The 23,031-nt window shown below is 40.0% G+C and carries 28 protein-coding genes; 14 read left to right on the forward strand and 14 right to left on the reverse strand.

Annotation, left to right across the window (positions count from 1 at the left end; genetic code table 11):
* The first annotated feature begins 92 nt into the window (after positions 1–92).
* Entirely contained in the window at positions 93–617 is a 525-nt protein-coding gene (fldA, locus tag SOI83_RS03700; RefSeq protein WP_320677296.1) for a flavodoxin FldA, read from the forward strand.
* 776 nt (positions 618–1,393) lie between these two features.
* On the opposite strand, the gene SOI83_RS09680 is transcribed toward fldA, so the two are convergent.
* Entirely contained in the window at positions 1,394–1,495 is a 102-nt protein-coding gene (locus tag SOI83_RS09680) for a DUF4278 domain-containing protein (protein WP_414153431.1), read from the reverse strand.
* Positions 1,496–1,671: 176 nt separating this feature from the next.
* On the opposite strand from SOI83_RS09680, the gene SOI83_RS03705 reads away from it, so the two are divergent.
* Entirely contained in the window at positions 1,672–1,875 is a 204-nt protein-coding gene (locus tag SOI83_RS03705; protein ID WP_320677297.1) for a hypothetical protein, read from the forward strand.
* A gap of 394 nt (positions 1,876–2,269) precedes the next feature.
* Here SOI83_RS03705 and SOI83_RS03710 read toward each other — a convergent pair whose 3' ends face one another.
* Positions 2,270–2,605, reverse strand: a complete 336-nt coding sequence (locus SOI83_RS03710) for a hypothetical protein (protein ID WP_320677298.1) — start codon at positions 2,603–2,605, stop codon at positions 2,270–2,272.
* Between the two features lie 178 nt (positions 2,606–2,783).
* Between SOI83_RS03710 and SOI83_RS03715 the strand changes: the two genes are divergently transcribed.
* Positions 2,784–3,188, forward strand: coding sequence for a hypothetical protein (locus SOI83_RS03715; RefSeq protein ID WP_320677300.1), 405 nt, complete (start codon positions 2,784–2,786; stop codon positions 3,186–3,188).
* Between the two features lie 23 nt (positions 3,189–3,211).
* Here the strand turns inward: SOI83_RS03715 and SOI83_RS03720 are convergent, their stop codons facing one another.
* Positions 3,212–3,547: a hypothetical protein gene (locus SOI83_RS03720; protein WP_320677301.1), complete on the reverse strand. Its 336-nt coding sequence runs from the start codon at positions 3,545–3,547 to the stop codon at positions 3,212–3,214.
* A 231-nt stretch (positions 3,548–3,778) separates the two neighbouring features.
* Between SOI83_RS03720 and SOI83_RS03725 the strand changes: the two genes are divergently transcribed.
* Positions 3,779–4,177: a hypothetical protein gene (locus tag SOI83_RS03725; RefSeq protein ID WP_320677302.1), complete on the forward strand. Its 399-nt coding sequence runs from the start codon at positions 3,779–3,781 to the stop codon at positions 4,175–4,177.
* Positions 4,178–4,202: 25 nt separating this feature from the next.
* Here SOI83_RS03725 and SOI83_RS03730 read toward each other — a convergent pair whose 3' ends face one another.
* The 3 genes from SOI83_RS03730 to hisF form a co-directional block, all read right to left on the reverse strand.
* A complete protein-coding gene (locus tag SOI83_RS03730; RefSeq protein WP_320677303.1) occupies positions 4,203–4,511 on the reverse strand; it encodes a hypothetical protein in 309 nt (102 codons plus the stop codon).
* Positions 4,512–4,634: 123 nt separating this feature from the next.
* On the reverse strand, positions 4,635–5,336 hold the full coding sequence (ubiE, locus tag SOI83_RS03735) for a bifunctional demethylmenaquinone methyltransferase/2-methoxy-6-polyprenyl-1,4-benzoquinol methylase UbiE (protein ID WP_320677304.1): 702 nt from the start codon (positions 5,334–5,336) through the stop codon (positions 4,635–4,637).
* A gap of 51 nt (positions 5,337–5,387) precedes the next feature.
* On the reverse strand, positions 5,388–6,161 hold the full coding sequence (hisF, locus tag SOI83_RS03740; RefSeq protein ID WP_320677305.1) for an imidazole glycerol phosphate synthase subunit HisF: 774 nt from the start codon (positions 6,159–6,161) through the stop codon (positions 5,388–5,390).
* A gap of 57 nt (positions 6,162–6,218) precedes the next feature.
* Here hisF and SOI83_RS03745 point away from each other — a divergent pair, with 57 nt between their 5' ends.
* The 3 genes from SOI83_RS03745 to SOI83_RS03755 are packed head-to-tail and all read left to right on the forward strand — an operon-like array spanning position 6,219 to position 9,221.
* Positions 6,219–6,443, forward strand: coding sequence for a DUF2862 domain-containing protein (locus SOI83_RS03745; RefSeq protein ID WP_320677306.1), 225 nt, complete (start codon positions 6,219–6,221; stop codon positions 6,441–6,443).
* A gap of 10 nt (positions 6,444–6,453) precedes the next feature.
* The gene (gene chlG, locus SOI83_RS03750; protein ID WP_320677307.1) at positions 6,454–7,407 is read left to right on the forward strand and encodes a chlorophyll synthase ChlG; all 954 of its coding nucleotides are present in this window, start codon (positions 6,454–6,456) and stop codon (positions 7,405–7,407) included.
* Positions 7,404–9,221, forward strand: coding sequence for a PBP1A family penicillin-binding protein (locus SOI83_RS03755; RefSeq protein ID WP_320677308.1), 1,818 nt, complete (start codon positions 7,404–7,406; stop codon positions 9,219–9,221). The genes chlG and SOI83_RS03755 overlap by 4 nt, the downstream gene beginning before the upstream one ends.
* Positions 9,222–9,233: 12 nt before the next feature.
* Here SOI83_RS03755 and SOI83_RS03760 read toward each other — a convergent pair whose 3' ends face one another.
* Complete coding sequence (locus SOI83_RS03760; RefSeq protein WP_320677310.1) at positions 9,234–10,601, reverse strand: 16S rRNA (cytosine(967)-C(5))-methyltransferase; 1,368 nt, start codon at positions 10,599–10,601, stop codon at positions 9,234–9,236.
* 126 nt (positions 10,602–10,727) lie between these two features.
* On the opposite strand from SOI83_RS03760, the gene trmH reads away from it, so the two are divergent.
* A complete protein-coding gene (gene trmH, locus SOI83_RS03765; protein WP_320677311.1) occupies positions 10,728–11,417 on the forward strand; it encodes a tRNA (guanosine(18)-2'-O)-methyltransferase TrmH in 690 nt (229 codons plus the stop codon).
* Between the two features lie 79 nt (positions 11,418–11,496).
* On the opposite strand, the gene SOI83_RS03770 is transcribed toward trmH, so the two are convergent.
* Positions 11,497–12,303 (reverse strand): ABC transporter permease, encoded by an 807-nt coding sequence (locus tag SOI83_RS03770; RefSeq protein WP_320677626.1) that lies wholly within the window; start codon positions 12,301–12,303, stop codon positions 11,497–11,499.
* A gap of 140 nt (positions 12,304–12,443) precedes the next feature.
* Between SOI83_RS03770 and SOI83_RS03775 the strand changes: the two genes are divergently transcribed.
* Positions 12,444–12,605: a hypothetical protein gene (locus SOI83_RS03775; RefSeq protein WP_320677312.1), complete on the forward strand. Its 162-nt coding sequence runs from the start codon at positions 12,444–12,446 to the stop codon at positions 12,603–12,605.
* A gap of 53 nt (positions 12,606–12,658) precedes the next feature.
* On the opposite strand, the gene lepA is transcribed toward SOI83_RS03775, so the two are convergent.
* Entirely contained in the window at positions 12,659–14,467 is a 1,809-nt protein-coding gene (gene lepA, locus SOI83_RS03780) for a translation elongation factor 4 (protein WP_320677313.1), read from the reverse strand.
* Between the two features lie 92 nt (positions 14,468–14,559).
* Entirely contained in the window at positions 14,560–16,050 is a 1,491-nt protein-coding gene (locus SOI83_RS03785; RefSeq protein WP_320677314.1) for a malate:quinone oxidoreductase, read from the reverse strand.
* 73 nt (positions 16,051–16,123) lie between these two features.
* Here SOI83_RS03785 and SOI83_RS03790 point away from each other — a divergent pair, with 73 nt between their 5' ends.
* On the forward strand, positions 16,124–16,369 hold the full coding sequence (locus tag SOI83_RS03790; protein ID WP_320677315.1) for a NifU family protein: 246 nt from the start codon (positions 16,124–16,126) through the stop codon (positions 16,367–16,369).
* A gap of 570 nt (positions 16,370–16,939) precedes the next feature.
* Entirely contained in the window at positions 16,940–17,689 is a 750-nt protein-coding gene (locus tag SOI83_RS03795; protein ID WP_320677316.1) for a glycosyltransferase family 25 protein, read from the forward strand.
* A 26-nt stretch (positions 17,690–17,715) separates the two neighbouring features.
* Here SOI83_RS03795 and SOI83_RS03800 read toward each other — a convergent pair whose 3' ends face one another.
* Positions 17,716–18,384 carry a class II aldolase/adducin family protein gene (locus SOI83_RS03800; RefSeq protein WP_320677317.1) on the reverse strand — a complete coding sequence of 223 codons (669 nt, stop codon included), beginning with the start codon at positions 18,382–18,384 and terminating at the stop codon, positions 17,716–17,718.
* Between the two features lie 259 nt (positions 18,385–18,643).
* Between SOI83_RS03800 and SOI83_RS03805 the strand changes: the two genes are divergently transcribed.
* Positions 18,644–19,840, forward strand: coding sequence for an aminotransferase class V-fold PLP-dependent enzyme (locus SOI83_RS03805; protein WP_320677318.1), 1,197 nt, complete (start codon positions 18,644–18,646; stop codon positions 19,838–19,840).
* Here the strand turns inward: SOI83_RS03805 and SOI83_RS03810 are convergent.
* Genes SOI83_RS03810 through yidD form a run of 3 tightly spaced genes read right to left on the reverse strand, consistent with a single transcriptional unit; the run spans position 19,837 to position 21,945 of the window.
* Positions 19,837–21,366: a UDP-N-acetylmuramoyl-L-alanyl-D-glutamate--2,6-diaminopimelate ligase gene (locus SOI83_RS03810; protein WP_320677319.1), complete on the reverse strand. Its 1,530-nt coding sequence runs from the start codon at positions 21,364–21,366 to the stop codon at positions 19,837–19,839. The two genes, SOI83_RS03805 and SOI83_RS03810, sit on opposite strands and share 4 nt — an antisense overlap.
* Before the next feature lie 28 nt (positions 21,367–21,394).
* On the reverse strand, positions 21,395–21,709 hold the full coding sequence (locus SOI83_RS03815) for a glutaredoxin family protein (protein ID WP_320677320.1): 315 nt from the start codon (positions 21,707–21,709) through the stop codon (positions 21,395–21,397).
* A complete protein-coding gene (gene yidD / locus SOI83_RS03820; protein WP_320677627.1) occupies positions 21,709–21,945 on the reverse strand; it encodes a membrane protein insertion efficiency factor YidD in 237 nt (78 codons plus the stop codon). The genes SOI83_RS03815 and yidD overlap by 1 nt, the downstream gene beginning before the upstream one ends.
* Positions 21,946–22,045: 100 nt before the next feature.
* Here yidD and rpsD point away from each other — a divergent pair, with 100 nt between their 5' ends.
* Positions 22,046–22,654: a 30S ribosomal protein S4 gene (rpsD, locus tag SOI83_RS03825; RefSeq protein WP_320677321.1), complete on the forward strand. Its 609-nt coding sequence runs from the start codon at positions 22,046–22,048 to the stop codon at positions 22,652–22,654.
* A gap of 154 nt (positions 22,655–22,808) precedes the next feature.
* Positions 22,809–22,949 carry a hypothetical protein gene (locus tag SOI83_RS03830; protein WP_320677322.1) on the forward strand — a complete coding sequence of 47 codons (141 nt, stop codon included), beginning with the start codon at positions 22,809–22,811 and terminating at the stop codon, positions 22,947–22,949.
* Positions 22,950–23,031 lie beyond the last annotated feature (82 nt).

Genomic DNA, 23,031 nt, shown 5'->3' on the forward strand with positions numbered 1-23,031 from the left:
CATCTTGGTATCAATTCAAACAGGTATCAGTAAATCCTGAACTTCTAAATAATTACTTTCTGTATTAGGAAGTGATAGTTATTTTTTTTTAAATGCCTGTAGGAATTTATTTCGCCACAACCACTGGTAAAACCGAAGACGTAGCAGAACGACTACATGAACTTCTCGAAACATCCAATCCACCCAAAGACCTCGCCGATCTTTCAAGCCTAGATGAGTTTGAAGGTCTTGATGGAATTATTTGTGGCATACCGACCTGGAATACTGGAGCAGATTGTGAGCGATCAGGTACAGCCTGGGACGAAATGCTTGAAACAATCGGAAGTATGAAGTTGGCAGGAAAGAAGGTCGCTATTTTTGGATTGGGAGACTCCTCTACTTATACAGAAAATTTTTGTGATGCAATGGAGGAGTTACATAGTTACTTCGTAAAAGCTGGAGCTAAAATGGTTGGGTATGTTCGCAAAGATAGCTATACATTTGATGACTCCAAAAGTCTTCTGGGAGAAAGCTTTTGTGGCTTACCACTAGATGAAGATAGTGAATCAGATTTAACTGACTCTCGACTTCAAAGCTGGGCACAAGAGCTAAAGCATGAAATGCCTGAATTAAATTAGATTTCAAGTCAATGGGAACATAGCATTCATTCTACTTAAAGAGGTAAGTGCTTAAAGGAAAGGCTAAAGAGACTTACCTCTTTAAATAGATCAACTAAAACTGTATTTTTTGAATCACTAAATCTGATCATAATTACAAAATATTATTTTAAGATCGACTATAAATGATGAAATAAAATAAATTAATTAATTTCAAATGGAGATCGTACGCAGCGCACGGCCCTACAACAGCATGCCAGAACAAAATATGGAACGGCCAATAAGCATCGAACTTAATGGAATATTAGCAAGGGCCTACAAGCAGAAAAACTTATATAAATCGACCAAAACGCTTACAATGACTTAGATTTAACTATTCATTTTTTCTGCAGAGATCAAGCTCTCTTTTGACTAGCTGATCAGCCTAATGGAACCAGTCTATTGATCATTTTGGTATTGAAAAATGTATAAGACAAGACACAAATTAGCTATAAATTTTACATAAATAATTAGCCAGATAAAGCATAATAAACAAGGAACGCATAATTAAGTCTCCTTCCCAACAAAAGGAAAGAGACTTTTTTTTTGCCACAAAATAAGTCCTCTAATCAAAATAGCTAGCATTGGGCACATCGCAAAATGAAGTATGGCCTTAATCCATCTGAGTCGGCAACCAAGATAAGGGTCATCTATGAGGAAGGCTTTTCAAACGAATCTTTTGTTACTTGAAACTCTTAGTATTTTTAATAACACATTAAAAAAGCCCTCTATATAGAGGGCTTTATAGAGGGCTTTTTTTATCTTTGATACTGCTGACCTCGATAAGTCAAGACAGCATGCTGTCTTTGTCCAGCATCTTTTTGCTGTTGATACTTTTGACCGCGATAGGTAAGAGTCATTTGGTTCTCCGAGTTAGCTCAAGTCCCCGTTCCTTGGCTTGAATCGAACTGCGCCCCACTATGTAGCAGGGTGAACGTTTTGTAGCGATTGCTACCAAAAATAATTATCTGCTGTAAATGCTCATTTGGCAAGACCCAATGTTCGATCTACTATCAAAATATGAAATCAATGATTAATGTCGACCAGTAAACGTGAAGAGGTTTGCTCTCATTTGCGCTATATCCGTCAAGAGCTAAGAGATATGGATCAAATGCTGAGAGAGGACCGCCTACTCCCAGAGGTCTCTGAGCTCAAGGAGATCTATGCTGCCCTCGAAGCTCTACATGAGCTCGTTTCAGGCAAAACCAAGAAGAAGCCAAAGCCTGAGTTTGACGACTAGAGAGAGGTCAAACCAAGAATTTAATCTTTTTCAAGCTGAATTTCAAGCTTCCAAGGGTTAACTCTTTGGGCCTTCAGAGTCAAATCAAAAAACCTTGAACGAAAGAAACAGAAGACTTAAAGAATGGCTCTCTAAGAAATTTTAAATATTCTCCAAATCCTCAAGAAATAAAAAATCAATCTTCTCACTTCTAACTTATACTATCTATCTGTTATCTAAAGTCATAAAGTTTTAGAGATGTGAGATATTAATTTAAGCATTTTTTGATCTCAACTTTAATTAGTTGCCCTTGCACAGTGCTGTAATTAGTCTCCAATTTCTATTTAAATAATTAGTTTCTTTAAAGTTTCTCAGCATTAAAGAGAAAACTGCTTAAGAAACAATATATAAGTCTCTAGCAGTAATCTCCAATCTCCTTCCACTTATTTAAACCACTCTGGAGGTTCTCAATCTCTTGACTAGTTCCTTTTAACTTAATTGCTTTAATTAGCGATTCTGTTGCATCAACGCCATATTGACTTGCAATTTTTTGTTTAGCACATCCAGTCAAGACATCTCCCTCCTTTAAGGCGGTTTCTGCCTCAAGGAGATATTTACTTGCTAACTCCCTCTTTTCGTTCCAAACATTCATGTAACCTTGAAAGGCGTCTTCACTATCCGCAGCCAAAATATCAGGAGAAGCCCCAATATAAAAAAGAAAAAATAGGATGGCCAATAAAACCGATTTCATCCAGGAATCCTACTAGATGCCTAAAGAGGCAAGGGAATACATTAAAGCATATTAGAAAACCAATCAATTCCTATAAAGTCAAATTTAATTCTCATAGAAAATGCTAAAGCTAATAGTACTTTTTTATAATAATTATTATGGTCCATAGAGGCTATAATAGAAAAAATGAAACGAGTCAATGCAAGAGCCTAGCTATTTAATTGCAATTGCATTTATAAAGCAATCTGGCAGATTAGCAATGCCATTGGGTGGAAAATCTTTGCATATAGATATAACAGATACAGATAGTATATTAAATGTAGGGAAGGAAATTACATTGGACCTTCTTTTGAGGGTCCTTCAAAGAAGTGAAAAGAAGGAGTTGGGTCAAGCAGCAGGTAGAAATAGCTTGCTACTTTTAAGGATACCAATGGGAGCCACTCAAGAGCTGTTGCCTAAAATCAAATCTCAATGGCTAGAAACTGGAGACCAAGAAAGATTTTTATCCTCTGCAAGGGATTTCTCAGAGAATATATGGAGTGTTGAATATATAAAATATGAAGGAGTCAAATTTACATCTATATTTGATAAAGAAGTCCAATAAAGTTTATTAGTAAGATTTTCAATTTAACGATTGAGAACCAAATAAACTATTAAAGGAACTATTGATGCAATAACAAGTAGGCCCACCACATAAAATTTTGCCTTGCCAGAATCGGGGTCATTGTCTCTCATTGCATTAAAATTTGGGTCAGTAACTGGTGCTTGCAAGGTAGACGAGCGGTCAACACCACCATTTAATGGATTATTTAATCGAATAGACCTATCAAGAGGTGTTTCAGTAGGAGAAGACTCAGGCGAAATGTCAGGTGCATCTAATTCAACTGCAAATACAGGTGATGCAACAAGTAGCAATGAAAATAAATACGCGACAAAGCTGAACACAGTTCTGGAAAGATCCAAGATTTTTATTTAGTTGTTTCAAGCATTCTGAATGGTCTTTAGCTTTTTGATGAATTTCGTATACATACCATCCTAATTTGAAACGAAAACTCTCGTAGTTGGATCAACCAAAAACAATCTGTCGACCAGATAGGCTTCTAGAGTACTTCCTGCACAATCATAGCTGCAGAATGGCCACTTGATGGTTTAAGGCTATAACTGCTTGTAAGCAAAAGGATCTACTAGAATTAAATGAATAATTCCAAGAAAATGAACTTTCCAAGCCTTAAGGGTCAAATTCTAAAGCTCTATAAATCATCTCCAAGCCTTAACAAGCAGTTAACAAGACTTTACTCCCCATTCAAAGTCTTCCTAATAATCTACTTTAGTAGTCATATCAGTCCAATACTTGATCCAATCCATACCTCATGGGCAATGGCAATGGGAAGCATATTCTTCTCGAGTGCTAACCTACTTACATCTCAAAACTTAAATAATTCCCTAAAGATAAAGGAATGGGATACTGTCGTATTGGTAGCTGTAGTAATAACTCTTTTACCCATTTTGGAGTGGGTAAGCGCATCTATTGGTCTGGCTTTTTGTATAACATCTCTATTCCATTTCCAGCGCAACACTTCAATTCAAAACTAAATGCTTTTATCTAAGAAAATTCGTATTAATCGCTTTGGTAAAAGCAACGATTCAGATGGTCAACTCTAGCAATATTCGCCAACGAACTATCCCCTAAACCAACTAGACCCAGCCAAAATTCTCCGTTATCCTGTAAAACCAATACTGGCTTTATAGTTCCTTGACTAGGGGCATCCTCTAAAGAGTTATAAAGCATTTCGGCAACCAACTCCCCTTTTGGATGGGTTCTTAACCTTTGCAATAAAGAGCTCAATTGTGAAATCGAAACGAAAGTTACCGTTGCGCCATCTGCCACAAGAATCAAACCCTCTAGGGTGTGGACTCTCTTAAGCATTTCCTCGATAGAAGAAAGCAAAGAGGGGACTGGGAAAATCAAAACTCTCCTCCCTTTATATTTTCTTCATAATTCAAATATTTGCTATTGGCATGAGCATTTATACGAGTTAGCAGCTTCGGATTAATTCTTGAGTAAAAGCACTCCCATTTGTCCAAAGGCAAGTTTTAAATGAACGGCTTCTGAGAAACCAACCTCCAAAGCCATTTTTTCCTGTTCCTGTCCATCTGAAAACTCTTTCAAACTTTCTTCCAGGTAGGCATATTGGTCTCTTAAACCAAGGGTGGAGGCAATTGGTACAACGAAATTACGCAAATAAAGTTTTTGAAACTTAGCGGCAAATGAATCGTTCAAAAGCCTATTGAAATCAAGAATTCCAGCTCTTGCTCCAGGCTTAAGAATTCGCTGCATCTCCTTTAAGCCTAATGTCGGATTCGACAAATTCCTAAGTCCATAAGCCATAACTGCTCCATCAAAACAATCAGATGAAAGTCCTGTATTTAGTGCATCTGCTTGCAACCAAGAAATGTTCAAGGAAGGCTTTTTATTCGAACGCTTTTTAGCTAAAGAAAGTTGCTCTGAGGAGCTATCTAAACCTAAGACATGGCCACTTGGTCGAACACGACCAGCCAAAACTAAGGCAAGGTCTCCAGTCCCACAACAAAGGTCTAGCCAACTCTCACCCTGAGTTGGCTTCAACCATCCAAGCAACTGTCTTTTCCAGATTCTATGTAGGCCAAGGCTTAACAGATCATTCAACTTGTCATATGAAGGAGCAATCTCATCAAATAATTGCTCAATTGATTTAGGGTCGCTATTACGCACAATCAGACTAAGAAAAGAAAAACTTTGGGTGTTTTTGATCCATAACTACTTTTAATCCTCTAAGGGCCTTATTGGCAAAGATCTATTCAACAAATCTGTTTTAATTTGCTCAACTGAAAGTATTCCATCATGTAGCAGAGAGGCTAAAAGGGCCGCTGATGCCTTGCCTTTAAAAAAAGCATCTGCAATGTCATCTATGGACCCTGCCCCACCAGAGGCAATGATTGGAACAGGTACTGCCTCAGCAACAGATTTAGTTAAATGCAAGTCATATCCTTTCTGAGTACCATCGCCATCCATTGAAGTCAAAAGAATCTCGCCTGCGCCGAGGTGAGCCACCTCTCTAGCCCAAGCAATGACGTCTAAGCCAGTATTTTCTCTACCACCCTTGACGAAGACATCCCATCCTTCCTTCCCATGGGTTCTTTTTCTGGCATCAATGGCTACCACAATGCATTGACACCCAAAACGATCGGCACCCATCTTTACGAGTGCAGGATTTTTAACTGCAGATGAATTCAAACTAACTTTGTCCGCTCCTGCTCTTAAAAGTTCCGTAATCCCTTCAATTGAACCAATTCCCCCTCCAACAGTAAAAGGAATAGTTACAGCTTCAGCTGTCCTCCTAACAAGCTCGACCAGGGTATCTCTTCCCTCGTGACTAGCTGCAATATCCAAAAAGACCAACTCATCTGCACCAGCAAGGCTGTATCTGCAGGCCAATTCGACTGGATCACCAGCATCTCTCAACCCAACAAAATTGACACCCTTAACAACTCGACCAGCGGCCACATCAAGGCAAGGAATCAATCTAAGTGCGACCATTAGTAAATAAGCAAAGGCGGCTTGTTAGGGTTGCGCCACTTCTAAGCCTTACAGGCCATGCCCCAGACTGCCACTCTGGCCAAAATCGGATCAAAAGTCCGAATTGATCTAGATCGCGTTCGTGATCGCATTTCCAGCTCCCTCACTAAAAAGCTAAAGGAAGATCCCCGAGGAACTGTTCTTTCATACAAAATGACTGACGGCCAAGGTATTGGACTTGTCCTTGAACTTAGCGATGGCACAACTAGCTGGTTCTTTGACACAGAATTAGCACGTAATTGAGACTTCAAAAGTGAGCGACGCACGCCAACTTTTAGGCATCAAAGGTGCCTCTGAAACCTCAAGTACTTGGAAACTGCGCTTGCAGTTAATGAAACCAATTACTTGGATCCCTCTCTTATGGGGGGTAGTTTGTGGCGCAGCCGCCAGTGGCAATTACCAATGGCGGCTGCCTGACGTGATCGCTGCAATTGCCTGCATGATCATGAGTGGCCCACTGCTTGCTGGATACACACAAACTATTAATGACTATTACGACAGGGAAATAGATGCGATCAACGAACCCAATAGGCCTATCCCTTCTGGAGCGATTTCGCTCAATCAAGTAAAACTACAAATTTGGGTTCTTCTTTTAGGAGGTTTGGGAGTTGCCTATCTTTTAGACCTTTGGGCAAACCACAAAACTCCCTCTGTTTTTTTACTAGCGCTAGGGGGATCTTTTGTTAGTTATATATATTCCGCACCCCCTTTAAAACTCAAACAAAATGGATGGCTAGGGAACTATGCCCTTGGAGCCAGTTACATCGCCCTGCCATGGTGGGCAGGGCAAGCTCTTTTCGGACAACTTACTTGGGCCACTGCTGCCTTAACTCTGGCTTACAGCTTGGCAGGCTTAGGTATTGCCGTTATCAATGATTTCAAGAGTGTTGAAGGGGACAGGGAGCTAGGTTTGCAATCTTTACCTGTTGCATTTGGGATAAAAAAAGCAAGTTGGATAAGTGCAGGAATGATTGATGTATTTCAACTGGCGATGGTGGTAGTTCTTATTGCAATTGGTCAACACCTTGCATCAGTAATACTAATACTATTAATAATTCCACAAATGACTATGCAAGACATATGGTTACTGAGAGATCCATTGGCATTTGACGTTAAATATCAAGCGAGTGCACAACCATTTTTAATCATGGGAATGCTTGTAACAGCATTAGCTATTGGGCATAGCACTCTTACTCAAATTCTGTGAATCCAGGTAATCGCCGCAACTGGCTTTTACTTACTTTTTCAGCGGCTGCAATCGGGTCCAGTTTCTCACTTATTGAAAACTCATTCAACCGTTTTATAGATAATGCTCTGCCTAATTTAACAACAATCTCTAGTTTTAGGCGACCAGGTACGATAACGATCCTTTCTACTTCTGGAAAGATTATACAAAAACTTGGTCCTGCAACTAGGGAAAAGGTTCCAAATGGTCTTATGCCAAAGCTCTTGGAGCAAGCATTTATTGCGGCAGAAGATAAAAGGTTTTACCACCATAAAGGTGTTGATATATGGGGAATCAGTCGGGCCTTAATAACTAATATTCAAGAAGGAAGAATCAAAGAAGGTGCTAGTACAATTACGCAACAACTAGCTCGTATAGTTTTTCTTAGTCAAGATCAAACATTTACTCGCAAGATTCAAGAAGCGGCTCTTGCATATAAATTGGAACGAGAACTAAGCAAAGAAGAAATAATTGAACAGTACCTTAATAATGTATACCTGGGTTCTGGAGCCTATGGAGTAGCCGATGCCGCTTGGGTTTACTTCTCAAAAAAACCAGTCGAATTGACACTTGCAGAGACTGCTCTAATAGCTGGCCTTGCACCAGCCCCATCATTTTATTCTCCTTTAATAGATCCAAATAAAGCTCTTGAACGACGCTCAGTTGTACTAGATAGAATGCATCAATTAGGTTTTATAAATGATATTCAACGCCATGAAGCAAAAATTTCACCATTAAATATTAGGGAAGCCAGACCAAAATACCTTAAAAGTTCAGCCCCATTCTTTACAAGTTGGGTAGCCAAGAAACTTCCAGAGTTTTTAACCAAAGAGCAACTTGAAATTGGTGGTCTCGAAATCAAAACAAGCCTAAATCTTTCTTGGCAAAAAGTTGCACAGGGAGTAATTGAAAACTTCAGCCCGCGCGAAACAGAAGGCGCCCTAGTTTCAATAACTCCTAAAGATGGACTGATCAGAGCCATGGTCGGAGGCAGAAACTTTAACGCGACACAGTTCAATAGAGCCACTCAAGCCCTCCGTTCACCTGGATCAACTTTTAAATTATTTCCTTACGCTGCTGCAATTCAGGCAGGCTATAAGCCTGAAGATATCTTGATTGACTCACCCCGATGTTGGGGTAAATATTGCCCTAAAAACTTTAACAATAAATATATGGGCAAAGTCTCATTGAGCGAGGCATTTGAGGGTTCACTAAATACAATTGCTGTTCAGCTTTTAGACAATGTAGGCTTTGAAAAAGTCATTAATATAGCCAACAAACTAGGAGTAGGGAAAAACAGAAAGCTTGGCACTTATTACCCTTTAGCAATAGGTGCATATGAACAAACAGTCCTTGAAATGACTGCTGCCTATGCAGCAGTCACTAATCGTGGTCAATACATCAAGCCAACACTTATTGAAGAGATAAGGGGACCAGATAATTCTCTAATTTGGAATTCAAAAATGCAAAAAACCAAAAATATACAAGCAATTAGCACCGATGTCGCCGATACACTAAACTGGATGCTTCAACGATCAGTCAGTATCGGTACAGGCAAAGAAGCTAAACTCAAAGAGCGCCCAGTTGCGGGGAAAACAGGCACCTCTGAAGGAGGTCGAGACCTTTGGTTTATAGGCTCCATACCCCAACTAACAACTGGCATATGGTTTGGTCATGACAACAACAGAAAAACGAAAAGTACTAGCGGTGAGGCAGCTTGGGCATGGAAGGTATATATGAAACAAATAGCAAATGAGTTTCCTATTATCCCCTTCCCATCAAGACCAATTAATTAAAATATTTTTATATTAATAAAATTCTCTTTCTAAAATAGCCACATAAAAGCCATCGCCTTCTCTATCAATACCTGGCCATCTTTGTTCTTCTTTCAACAAATGCAAATCAGGATGAGATTGGACAAGATTTTTAATTTGCTCAAAATTCTCACTAGGATTAATAGTACAAGTTGAATAAACTATCCTTCCTCCATAAGCCAAGAGAGGCAAAACCCCGTTAAGAATTCTATATTGTAAATCAATTAAGTCATCAATATTCTCTGGTTTAATTCGCCACCTTGCGTCTGGATTCCTCGCTAAAGTTCCTAAGCCAGAACAAGGTGCATCTATAAGGATTTTATTGAAAAAGCCATTCCATTCGGGCTTTAAGGTATCTAGAAGGCTTGCATCTGCAACTAAAGGATGAATACTTTTAATACCAAGCCTAGCTGCATTAAAGCTCAATCTTTTTAACCGGTCTTCTGATCTATCTACGGCCCATATCTCACCATTCCCAGACATTAATTCTGCTAAATGAATAGTCTTCCCTCCTGGGGCGGCACAGACATCTAGTATTTTGTCTTCAGTGCTTGGAGCTAAAAACGGCGACACCCATTGTGCTGAGCGATCCTGAACAGACCAGTCCCCTTGTTCGTACCCAGGCAATTCTCGAATATTTCCTGGATTAGAACAAATCTCTATTCCGAAAGGACAACCATTTATTGGCTTTGTTTTTAGCCCTGCAATTTTAAACTCCTCTTGCAAGTTTGTCGGGTTTGAGCGAAGCCTATTGACCCTTAGATCTATAGTTGGAGATTGATTAAAGGCTTTAGCTATATTTTCAGCATCCTGCAAACCTCTCCAACTTATTATCTTTTTAGAAAGCCAAATGGGCAATGAATATTTCTGGGCAAACCTTAGAGATTGATCTTTAGGCTGGGGTAAATCAACATCATCCTCTTTAGCTCTTACAGCTTCTCTTAGGATTGCATTTACCACCCGTGAAAGCCTATTTAGATCAGATTCCTTTGCAAGTTGCACAGTAATATTAACGGCTGCAGATTCAGGGACTCTATCCATACATAATATTTGATAAAGGCCTACGTGTAATAACCATCTAAGCAATGGCGGCTGCTTAAGTGCAGGGACTTTTCCTAGAAAATCAATCCAACAATCAAGCACATAACGTTGGCGAATTGCACCATAAGAAATTTCGGTAAGCAAAGATCTATCTGAAGTCTTTAAATTACTTTTACGAAAAGCACGCTCGACTGCTTTTTCAGCATAAGCCCCTGAAGAAACAGATTGCAGAACCTGCCATGCCAACCTTCTTACCAATAAACCCTTCACGTCATTACTCAAATAAACAACACCAAAGGAATGGTGTAGAGAAATACACAATAGTGAAAGCCTTGGCAGAATGGATTCTAGAAACAGATACTCGAGGCTAAGGCCACCGAATTTGCGTCGAAAGGGATCTTCGGGTCAATGTCCCTTACTCTTAAGCCAAAGGAATCCCTTTGATAGATGCCTCTACTACCAAGGCGATTTGAACGGCTTAAATCAGTTCTCAATTGCAGAATGGGAGACTTGACAGTTCTGCTTGAAGAAGTCGACAAACCCCACAACCTATCCGCCATTCTCCGCACATGTGATGCAGTTGGCACAATGGATGCACATGCAGTCAGCAAGGAAGAAAGACCTAGAACTTTTAACAGCACAGCACAAGGCAGCCAAAAATGGGTTTACCTTCAAGATCATCCAAATATTGGAATCGCAGCAAAAAAGCTCAAAGAAAAGGGTTTTCGCCTATATGGAACAAACCTAAATACCAAGGCAAAGGACTATCGGGACTGTAATTACTGCAAGCCTACAGCTTTTGTTTTGGGGGCCGAAAAATGGGGACTAACCTCTGAGGCTAAATCTTTAATGGATGAAACAGTATTCATACCAATGCGCGGAATGGTTCAATCTTTAAATGTTTCGGTGGCAGCAGCAACATTGCTCTTTGAAGCACTGCGCCAAAGGACAGTGGCAGGTTTATTACCTAAACATGGAGAAGGAGTTGGGTTAGATCTATATAAACAACGACTATTTGAATGGGCATATCCAGAAGTTGCTACTTGGTGCAAACTAGAAGGGAGACCATATCCTCAACTCAACTCAGATGGTGAAATCACCGACAGACTACCTAGAGATATAAGATTAAAGTATTAGGCAAAAGCTCAACTCATATATAGTCAATTAAGTTATTCACTAACATCGCAATGTATCCTATAAAAGTATTTTACTCATACTAATCTTTATCGCGACTAAACCAAGATTCTAATCCTTCTCCGAGCATTGAAAGGCCAAGGACAAGAATAAACATTGCCAAACCTGGATACAATGCAGTCCACCAGACCCCCGTGGGAACAGCAGCCAAAGCCAAGTTCATATCACTACCCCATTCAGGAATATATTCTGGTAAACCAAGACCTAAAAAGCCCAAGCCTCCAAGCACTAAAACAGCATCAGCAGCATTAAGTGTAAGTAAAACTGGAACAGAGGTGACCACATTACGCAAAAGATATTTACGCATTATCCATATAGAACTAGCCCCTAATGTTTTAGCAGCATCTATATACAGTTCAACTTTTACCTGGGCAGTCTGGTTTCTTACAACTCGAAAATATTGAGGGACATATACAATACAAAGAGCAAGTGCGGCATTTAGAATACCTCTTCCCAATAGAAATGCAAGAACAACTGATAGCAATAGGACAGGAACGGTATAAAGAGTTTCCATCAACAAGACCAAAACCCTATCAATCAACCCACCAATATATCCACTCAAAATCCCCAGAGGCACCCCAATAAATACAGCCAAGGTGACTGCCAAGAAAACCACTTGAAGAGCCACTCCGCTGCCTTCCAAGGTTCGAGCACAAACATCCCGCCCCAACCGGTCTGTGCCACACCAATGCTGAAATGAAGGATGAGCAAAAATAGGATTAGTTAGTCCCTCATTTGGCTTTGGCAAAAAACCTCCGTAAACCAACATTGGAGTTACCAAAGCAACAATCAAATAGCAAACAACAATGAAAGTCCCATAAAACACCATACGTTTAGGGAAATTCCGTTGCCTAAGGCGCAAAAATCCTCGAAAAAACTTCAACAATTAAATTTCTGGTCACATAAGAAAGACTACAGGGTAGAAAAGATTGATAAAACACGCTTAGATAGAACAGTTAAAAAGCTCAAATGAATTTCAGGAACGAAGGCCTAACCGTTGGAGAACTCACCATGGCTGTAGCCACCTTGATTATTGTTGGCCTGATTTGGACTACATTCAACAATCAATCCAACTCAAGTAAAGAGTCGACGCTCCCATTGCAAAACATCTCTACACATCTCTATACATAAAATCAGCTCTTACCAAAAAGGTTAACTCTAATATATCAATATAGAGTTAACCTTTACTGATTAATTTTTAGAACTGCCATAAATGCTTCTTGAGGAACATCAACTTTGCCCATGGCCTTCATTCTCTTTTTGCCTTTTGCCTGCTTTTTTAAAAGTTTTTTCTTACGAGATATGTCACCACCATAACATTTTGCTAATACATCTTTACGCATAGCACTAATACTTTCACTCGCTATAATTCTACTGCCAATTGAAGCCTGCAAAGGTATCTTAAACTGCTGGCGAGGAATAAGTTCCTTTAACTTTTCAACCAGTCCCTTCCCAACAAAATAAGCTTTATCCCTATGAACTATAGTTGTAAGAGGGTCGGCCTTTTCAGAATTGATTAATACATCTAAACGTACCAAGTCATTTCTCCGATAACCAATTAAATGATATTCCATTGATGCATAACCTTTAGTACGACTTTTCATCTGGTCGAAGAAGTCAGTCACAACTTCAGCCAAAGGTATTTCATAAACCAAAGTAACCCTATCAGTAGTTATATACTTCATATCAATGAAATCACCTCTACGTTCTTGACAAAGGCCCATCAAGGTTCCATTGAATTCATTGGGCGCATATATCTCCATACGAACATAAGGTTCTTCAAGCGATTCACGCTTCTGAGGGTCAGGCAAAGTCGCTGGATTATCAATCATTAAGGTCAATCCATCAAGCATATTAACCTTATAAATTACAGATGGAGCAGTTACTATTAAATCTAAATCATATTCTCTTTCAAGCCTTTCTTGAACAATTTCCATATGCAAAAGACCTAAAAAACCACAGCGAAAACCAAACCCCATTGCACTACTAGTCTCCGGTTCATACTTAAGAGCTGCATCAGAAAGCTGCAGCTTCTCTAAGGACTCTCTTAGGTCAGGGTATTGATCAGCATCAGTAGGGAAAAGCCCACAAAAGACCATTGGCTTCGCCTCAGTGTATCCAGGCAGAGGTTCTTCTGCAGGAGACTTTAATAGGGTTATTGTGTCTCCAACTCTTGCATCAGCAACAGCCTTAATCGAGGCGGCTAAATAACCAACCTCACCAGCATGTAACTCATCAACTTTTATTTGATCTGGAGCCATGACACCAATTTCGTCGAGCTCATAACTCTTTTGGCTGGCCATTAAAAGAACTTTATCTGCTGTGGTTATATTTCCACTAATAACCCTAAAATATACTATTACACCCCTGTATGGATCATAATAAGAGTCAAATATCAATGCCTTAGTAGGCTCATTCAAGGCATCATTTGGTGGAGGTATTCGTTCCACCACTGCTTGTAAAATATCAGGGATACCAATTCCAGTTTTTGCTGAACAATAAATCGCATTGGATGTATCTAATCCAATAATTTCCTCAATCTCCTTCTTAATACGATCAGGATCTGCTCCAGGTAAATCAACTTTATTCAAAACAGGAATTATCTCCAAGTCATTTTCCAATGCCAAATAAACATTGGCCAAAGTTTGAGCTTCTACTCCTTGACTTGCATCTACAACAAGCAAGGCGCCTTCACAGGCCTGCAAAGACCTGCTGACCTCATACGAAAAGTCAACATGTCCAGGGGTGTCAATCAAATTCAATACATAAGTCTCCCCATCAACAGCTTCGTAATTCATTCTTGCTGCCTGTAATTTGATTGTTATTCCTCGTTCTCTCTCAAGGTCCATATTGTCAAGGAACTGTTCTTGCATATCCCTTCCAGCAACAGTTCCAGTGTCTTGAAGCAATCTGTCGGCAAGAGTCGACTTGCCATGGTCTATATGGGCAATTATGCAAAAATTTCTTAAACGAGAAACGATAACTTCGGTCATCGGAGAGGAGATTTCCCGCTCGGACGCAGCGAGCTCAAAACACGATCTTAAGTGGTGATCTTATCCACATGCCAAAAAGCATCTCCACCTAGTCAAGACAAACCAAGCAGGGAATTACTTCTTTCTCTCATACGCACCAAGAGATTGCTGTCAAGATTAGGACTTTTCCCATAACTGGGAATCAGCTCAGCCAATCTCTTCTTCCAGTCTTCACTGAGCATCCCATCTCCCCAACAAAGCCTCAAAACCTCCAGCATTATTGACACTGCCGTACTCGCACCAGGCGAGGCCCCTAACAAAGCAGCTAAGGATCCGTCCGAAGACGAAACGACTTCAGTACCCATTTTCAAAAGAGAACCTTCCTTTGTTCTTTTTATTATTTGAACTCTCTGACCTGCAATAGATAAATTCCAATCCTTAGCAGAAGCTTTTGGGAAAAACCCCTTGAGTTCAGTTAAACGGTCTTCATCTGTTTGACTCAACTGAGTAATTAAATAAGTAACAAGATCAAAATTGTTTAAACCAACTTTGATCATTGAACTGAGATTCGATACACGAAGAGAGCGAAATAAATCAAGATGAGATCCCTTTTTCAAAAATTTACTGCTGAAGCCTGCATATGGCCCAAAAAGCAAAGAGCGTTTACCACCAATCCAGCGTGTATCAAGATGAGGAACTGACATTGGTGGAGCTCCTACTTTTGCTTTTCCATATACCTTTGCATGGTGTCTATCAACCAATTCTGGATTAGAGCAAACCAACCATTGCCCACTAACAGGGAATCCAGCATATGACTCAGCTTCCGGAATGCCAGACTTCTGAAGCAGAGGCAATGTTCCACCTCCTGCGCCTAAAAAAACAAAAGGTGTTTGAACCAAAGAACTTTGTTGCTTGCTCTGAAGCTCCAGCTCCCAAGATCTTTTCTCTAACCTTCTAATATTTACTACTTCAAATCCATATTTCAATTCCAAAGCCCCGGTTTTTTGAAGAGATTTCAAAAAACCTCTTGTCAATGCTCCAAAATCAACATCAGTCCCTCTCTTGACCCTAGTCGCGGCAACGGCTTGGTCATTATTTCTACCTTCCATAACCAATGGCATCCACTGATTAAGTTGAGCTCTATCTATAGACCACTCCATCTTTGAGAAGGCAGTCATAGACTTCAGTTTTTCGTAACGTCTTCTCAAAAAAGCGACTTCCTCATCCCCCCAAACAGCACTAATATGTGGCAATACATTTAAAAATTCCTTAGGAGAAAGCTTTCCCTCCGAAACCAAAGAACCCCAATATTCAAGACTTTGCTCAAAAGCCAAATTAATGGCTACTGCCTTCTCAGTTGAAATTTTCCCGTTAGCGGTTGAAGGGGTGTAATTCAGTTCGCAATTAGCAGCATGGCCTGTACCTGCGTTGTTAACGGCTGCTGTGCTTTCAAGAGCAGGACCTTCCAATCGCTCAACAATTAGTATTCTTAGAGATGAATCCAATTCATTAAGCAATGATGCCAATGTGGCACTCATAATTCCTGCACCCACCAAGATGGCGTCGTAACGTCCCTCCACATCAGCAGATCCCGATAAAGTCACAATCTTCAATCCACCCACTAGTCAGGTTATGGCATAGTTCACTAATCTGTAGAAAGCTATAGCTTCAAATTAAATGAGTATCGAATCAATGGCCCTAACACATGAAAATGTGGAGACCGTACTTGACGAACTAAGGCCATTCTTAATGGCAGATGGAGGGAATGTGGAAATAGTAGAGATAGATGGCCCAGTTGTAAAAGTAAGATTGCAAGGAGCCTGCGGTAGTTGCCCAAGTAGCACAATGACTCTAAAAATGGGCATTGAACGAAAACTGCGAGAAATGATTCCTGAAGTTAGCGAAGTAGTACAAGTGCTTTAAAAAAAAAGGGTCAATTTTTAGGCATAAGTAATAATTAATGAGTTAATAGCGTAAGGAACCGATTACTCAACTGATGATTCTCTATCATACTCTAAAGCCCTATCGTTCATCCATTCAGACTCGGTCTTGCAATATTCACCATGGATTGACAAATGCCTTATTTCTATAAAGCATAAGATTGCCAGTAAGGCCACAGGCACAAACCATACCGGTGATTTCCAGACATCTCCAGGCTCTGGCATCTCAACATTAGCTTTAACATGATGATAGTAAAGCATATGAATAAGATAATCCCTAACCACGCGAATATTTGCTCAAACAATATTTATATCGTGGAAGAAATAAATTAATAAAGTTTAAGAGCAAAAATCATCCAATATAATGCAGACTTGGATAAGATGCATGCCATTGAACTTCACAAAAGTCTTGTTAATCATAAGAACAGGTTGGTCCATAGAACATTAAGTTGCAGAAAATATTTATCGCTATAAGAATCCAAAGCATCTACAATGATATGGATTATCAAAGACAATAATTTAGCTCATGCAGAAAACCAATCCCAAAAATCCTATGTTTAACATTATCGTTATCTCTCTAGCAAGAACGCCCGAAAGGTGGGAGTCTTTTCAAAATAGTTTAGGTAATAATGATTGGCCAATTAATCGTTTATGGGGTGTTGATGGTCAAAATCTAAATACACGTGAGCTAAGTCATTTAAAAGGTCGAGGTTTAATTAGTGATTCAGCATTACGTTGGCCAAAAGGTCAAATAGGCTGTGCCTTAAGTCATCAACTATGCTGGAGGTCATGCATAAATAGCAACACTCCTACCTTGGTTTTAGAGGATGATGCAATCCTTGCTCAGGGTTGGCAACAAAAACTTAGCTTGGCAATCGATGAACTGCCAGAAAAATACTGGGACATTTTACTTTTAGGTTGGAATTTTGATTCATGTCTTGAATACGAATGGGCCGAAAAGCTATCTGCAACTTTACTGTTTAGGCCTCGTTTTCCCACTAGTCTAGAGTTGCAAAGAGGATTAAATGAAGTAAAAACTAGAACTTGGAAGCGCTTAAGGAAAAGCCTTGGTTTAGCGGGCTACATATTAAGTGTAGAAGGTGCTACTCGACTTTTGGAATGGTCAAAACCGCTAAGGACTTTAGAAATCAAAAATCCTGAATTACCATCAAGAAGTTGTTTTAGCCTTGATGGGCAATTGAACGATTTATATCCAAGTATTAGCGCTTGGGTAATAACACCACCCTTGATTGTAGGAGCGAATCAAAAGGGTGAGTCCCTTACATCACCAAATATCATTTAGTGATTATTGACTTAAAGAAAACCTCATCAAAGCAAGGTTTGATTATCAGTTGAATACCCAATAGAATTAATCTTATCCAAAACTCGCTTCATCTCAACATCTGAAAGTTTTTTTGGCTCTCCAATGATTAGCGAATTTAAGTAGACCTTGGATAAGGATTCTACTTCTAATGCAATATTAAGAGCTTGATTCAAAGTCTTGCCGAGAGCTACTTGTCCATGATGCGCTAGTAAACAAGCAAACCGATCTTTTAAAGCCTTAACAGCTACTGAAGAAAGTTCTTCTGTGCCAAAGGTCTGGTATGGAGCACACCGAATATTATTCCCACCTGCAATTGCAATCATATAGTGAAAACTTGGAATATCTCGCCCATGACATGCAATAGCAGTAGCAAATGCAGAGTGACAATGTAAAACAGAGTTTACCTCTGGACGCTCTGAAAGAATGTGTGCATGAAGCCTCCACTCCGAGGAAGGCCGAAGAGTTTTTCTAGATTTTTCATCAGTTGGTCTTGAAATAATTGATCCTGATAAACTTATTTCCAATACATCCGAAGGAGACATTGTTTCATAAGGTTTAGCACTTGGAGTGACAAGCATGCCTGCAGGGGTTCTACAGGCAATATTGCCCGAAGCTCCTTGATTAAGCCCAAGAGCATTAATTCTTCTAGCCATATCGACAATTTCTTCTCTCAAGCCTTTATGACAAGACATATTTAATTTTCCCCTCTTCAGGTAATTTCTTAAAAAGTTTAGCCATACAAATTAAAGAATAAGAAGTTCGATCTTAGATCTTATCAATAACCATAAATAAATCAATATGCAGAAGCATATATTTAAATACAAGCAAGCATTATACTTGAATCAGCAAAGATTAAGTATGCAAGACTTTTGGTTTGTCTATTCCAGCAATGTTGCATAAAATGAATGAGAGAAAACAATCACACTATTTGAGATGAGCTCCCTCAGAGCAACAATGTCTGCTCTATCCAATAAGCATTACTTCAATTATGGAGGGCAAGGTCCATTACCATCACCCTCTCTTAAGGCAATGAAAGCAAGTTGGGAAAAGGTTCAAGAGCTTGGTCCATTTACTCTAAATGTATGGCCTTATCTCGCAAATGAAATACAACAAACAAAGATTAAGCTTGCAAAAATCTGCGGGGTCAGGCCAGAGAGAATATCCCTTACAGAAAATGTAACTAGTGGTTGCATTTTGCCGCTTTGGGGACTTCCCTTTGAAGCAGGAGACCGAATACTAATTAGCAACTGCGAACATCCCGGGATAGTAGCTGCTTGCATGGAATTAGCACGTAGATTAGGCTTAGAAATTGACACCTTAGACCTAGAGGTCTTCGCAAGCCTTTGCAAGAAACCTGATGAGATTAATGATGAATTACTAGAATCCCTAGAGAAAAGTATCAAGCCTAAAACGAAATTAATTGTTATCTCACATATTCTATGGAATACCGGACAAGTTATTCCTATTGAGGCTATTGCAATGAGCTTAAATCAAAAGCCTCAAAAACCCTACCTATTAGTTGATGGAGCTCAGAGTTTTGGACAAATTCCTCTTAAGAGGTCAGCAGCCAGTGCCGACATATATGCCTTTACGGGCCACAAATGGGCTTGCGGACCTGAAGGATTGGGTGGAGTTGTTTTATCAGAGCGTATTTTAAACGAGGCTAGCCCTACATTTATTGGTTGGCGAACTTTAAAAAATGAGAACCTTATTCAAGAAGACATAGGCAATTTGTTCCATAATGATGGTCGGCGTTTTGAGATTGCAACCTCCTGCATTCCATTATTAGCAGGGCTAAGGTCCTCTTTAGATCTAATCGAAGAAGAATGTTCAGAAGAAGTACGTATCCAACAAATATGTCTTTTAAGTAATCAATTCTGGGAATATATAAATGACTCTGATTGTTTTTCGACAATTCTGAAAATACGCCCCAACTCAGGGCTGGTAAGCTTTACCAGTAAAGATAACAAATCACCAGCTAAACTAACATCTCTTCTAGGAAAAAAAAAGATATGGATAAGGAGTCTGGAAAGTCCCTTATGTATGCGAGCGTGCTTTCATATCACAACAACAGCCCAGGAAATTGAAAAACTAATTGAGTGTTTAACAAGATATACTAATCACAGCTAATTTAAATTTAATTTCTCTCTTAGAGAAGCCTCAACCTCCTCACTGTCATCAAAATGTACTTTAATATTCCCTAGAATTTGATAATCCTCATGTCCTTTACCTGCAACGAGAATAATGTCATTAGGTGCTGCATCAACAATTGAGTTTCTAATGGCTTTAGACCTATCTTCCTCTACAAGAAAATTAGTTCTTTTTGGAATACCTTGGATAATGTCAGAAAGTATTTGTCCAGCATCTTCATTGCGCGGATTATCAGAAGTCAAATAAATCCTATCTGCAAAACTTGCAGCAATCTCACCCATTTTTGAACGTTTAGATCTATCTCTATCACCTCCACATCCAAATACACAAATCAAATCACCTTCTGCAAAAGATCGGCAAGCCATGAGGGCATTCTTTAAGCCATCTGGTGTATGAGCATAATCAACCAAAACTGTTGGTAGCAAATTCTCAGAATACGCATCTAGTGAAATACGCTGCAAACGTCCGGGCACTCCAGGAAAACCTTTTAAATGCTCTAGAAGTTCAGGTAATGCGAATCCGTGTTGCAATAAAACGCCTAAAGCTTGCAAAATATTCATCAGATTAAACTTACCTAACAAAGGAGCTACTAGCCTGCCTTCACCAAGAGGACTATAAAAGTCTCCCTCAATTCCTGAATTTTTAACTACAATATTATCAATGGAAATATCAGCAATACCTTGTTGAAATGCACTTTGAATGATAGAGCTACGCCAACATTGCTCACCTAGCCTTTGAGCCAATTCAAGTCCCCATTTGTCATCAATATTTACTACCACCTTTGGACTATCTAAATCCAAAAGTGGAGGAGCAAATAAGGTTGACTTAGCCTCAAAATATTTGTCCATAGAGATATGGTAATCAAGGTGATCTTGCGTAAGGTTTGTAAAAATAGCTCCTGAGAAATGACATCCCGAGACCCTTTGTTGAGCCAATGCATGTGAGCTTACTTCCATAGCAACTAAATCAACTCCTGATTGAACCGCTAATGCTAATTGGGCTTGCAAGTCAACCGCAAAGGGTGTCGTATTTAAAGCTTTAATCTTATTACCTTTCCAACGATTGCCCAAGGTTCCAAAGAGTCCAGCTGTTCTACCAACAGAGTTACTTAAATACTCAATCAAGTAAGCAATTGTTGTTTTACCATTCGTTCCGGTAATGCCTATCAAGTCCAATTTCTGAGAGGGCTGGTTCCAAAATGCTGCTGCTATTAATCCAACCCATTTGGCTACAGGGTCAGGTGCAATTATGACCAAATCTGATTCACCTGGTGGTTGAAGTATTGCTGCGGCATGCCCAATCAACGAGGCAACTGCGCCCTTTTGTTGTGCCTGGGGCCAAAAAGTTCCGCCATCAAACCCCTCTCCTGGTATTCCTAAAAAGAGTGATCCTTTTTCAACAATCCGTGAATCAGAAGTTAAAGATTCAATCAAAGGGTCAGACATATTCTGTGGCATATCTAATCCCACTTCTCTTAAAAGTGAGTGGAGTTTTCGTTGAACCATATACCTCTGGATTGTTTAGAAAACTGAACTAAAAAGACTCAAGTGCATTGAGGCAAGTCTTTTGAAGCCACTTGAGCAATCCTTCCCCATTCAATCGTGGAGAAACCCTGGGCAAGGGAATTAGCTTATGAAGCGAATCAGATGGACCAATACACATAACTGGTACCTCAAGGTTATAGCGTTCTCGAACATCGGCAGGAGTCAACTGGTGATCTATATCAACCACACGGAGAGATAATTGAGGAGTGACTTTATTAAGTTTCAATTCTCGCAATTTTTTCTCAAGCCCTTCACAAAGGCAACAACCTTTGCGGGTATAGAGCACAAGCGAAAATGCTGCCATCAATCAGGCACAGGGTCACAACCACATGGTGTAAAAGGATGGCATTTAGAAAGCCTCTTTAACGTCAGCCACCCCCCTCTCCAAGGCCCATGACGAGCAATTGCTTCTAACCCATATTCACTGCAAGAAGGAATAAATCTGCAACGTGGGCCCAAAACAGGGGAGACCCATTGACGATAAAAGCCAATAAGTTCAATCATCAACCATCCCAAGATTTTGTTCAAAGCTTCTCGCATGTGGACGGATAGACTATAAGGCTCGTTCATAGCTCAAAGTCCTCCTGGAGCTTATCCAGCACGACAGTTGCTTTAACGATTGTTCTCCAATTAGGTTCTTATGTCTAGATACCGCGGCCCTCGCTTGAGGATTACGCGGCGCTTGGGAGATCTTCCAGGTCTCACCCGGAAGGCCGCAAAACGGTCACATCCGCCAGGTCAGCACGGCCAAGCCCGTCGCAAGCGCTCCGAATACGCTATTCGCCTCGAAGAGAAGCAAAAGCTAAGGTTTAACTACGGGATTTCAGAGCGTCAGCTTGTCCGCTATGTAAAAAAAGCACGATCTCAAGAGGGCTCCACAGGAACCAACCTCTTGAAACTGCTTGAAAACAGACTGGATAATGTTTGTTTTCGTCTTGGCTTTGGACCAACTGTGCCTGGTGCCCGCCAATTAGTTAATCACGGTCATGTAACAGTAAATGGCCGGGTTCTCGATATTGCTAGCTATCAATGCAAGCAAGGTGATGTAGTGGGAATCCGTGAAAACAAAGGCAGCAAAAAACTTGCTGAAGCCAATCTTGAATTTCCAGGATTAGCAAACGTTCCTCCCCATCTCGAATTAGACAAACCAAAGATGACTGCAAAAATCAATGGCAAATGCGAAAGGGAATGGGTTGCTCTCGAGATAAACGAATTATTAGTGGTGGAGTACTACTCACGTAAAGTATAAAAACCCAGTTATACCAAGGCTTTTCAGCTTTCTTGTCAAACTTTGGTCAAACTTTTTCACCCCTCGGATCTTCAATCTGGGGGGTTTTTATTTGGCCACTAAATTTCGCTAATTCATCAAATAACGAGCCAAGCTAAGTGCAATACAGAGACCTATGCCAACGTTCCAAATCTTAGAAGGTCTCTATACCGGCGGTGATTTATCCGTGGCTCAGATTCAAGACATGACGACTGGCGATCCGACCGCTAAATGGAGCTACAGAACCAACGCCACAACCCCTGATCTACTCGCTTAAAAGCCTTTTTTTCGCTAATTCTTCAGACCAAGTCTCATATCCTGGCTACAGTAAATAAAGTAAATCTAGGTTGCCTAGTCAT

This window comes from Prochlorococcus sp. MIT 1300 (assembly GCF_034092375.1).
In the GTDB taxonomy this organism is placed as follows: Bacteria; Cyanobacteriota; Cyanobacteriia; order PCC-6307; family Cyanobiaceae; genus MIT-1300.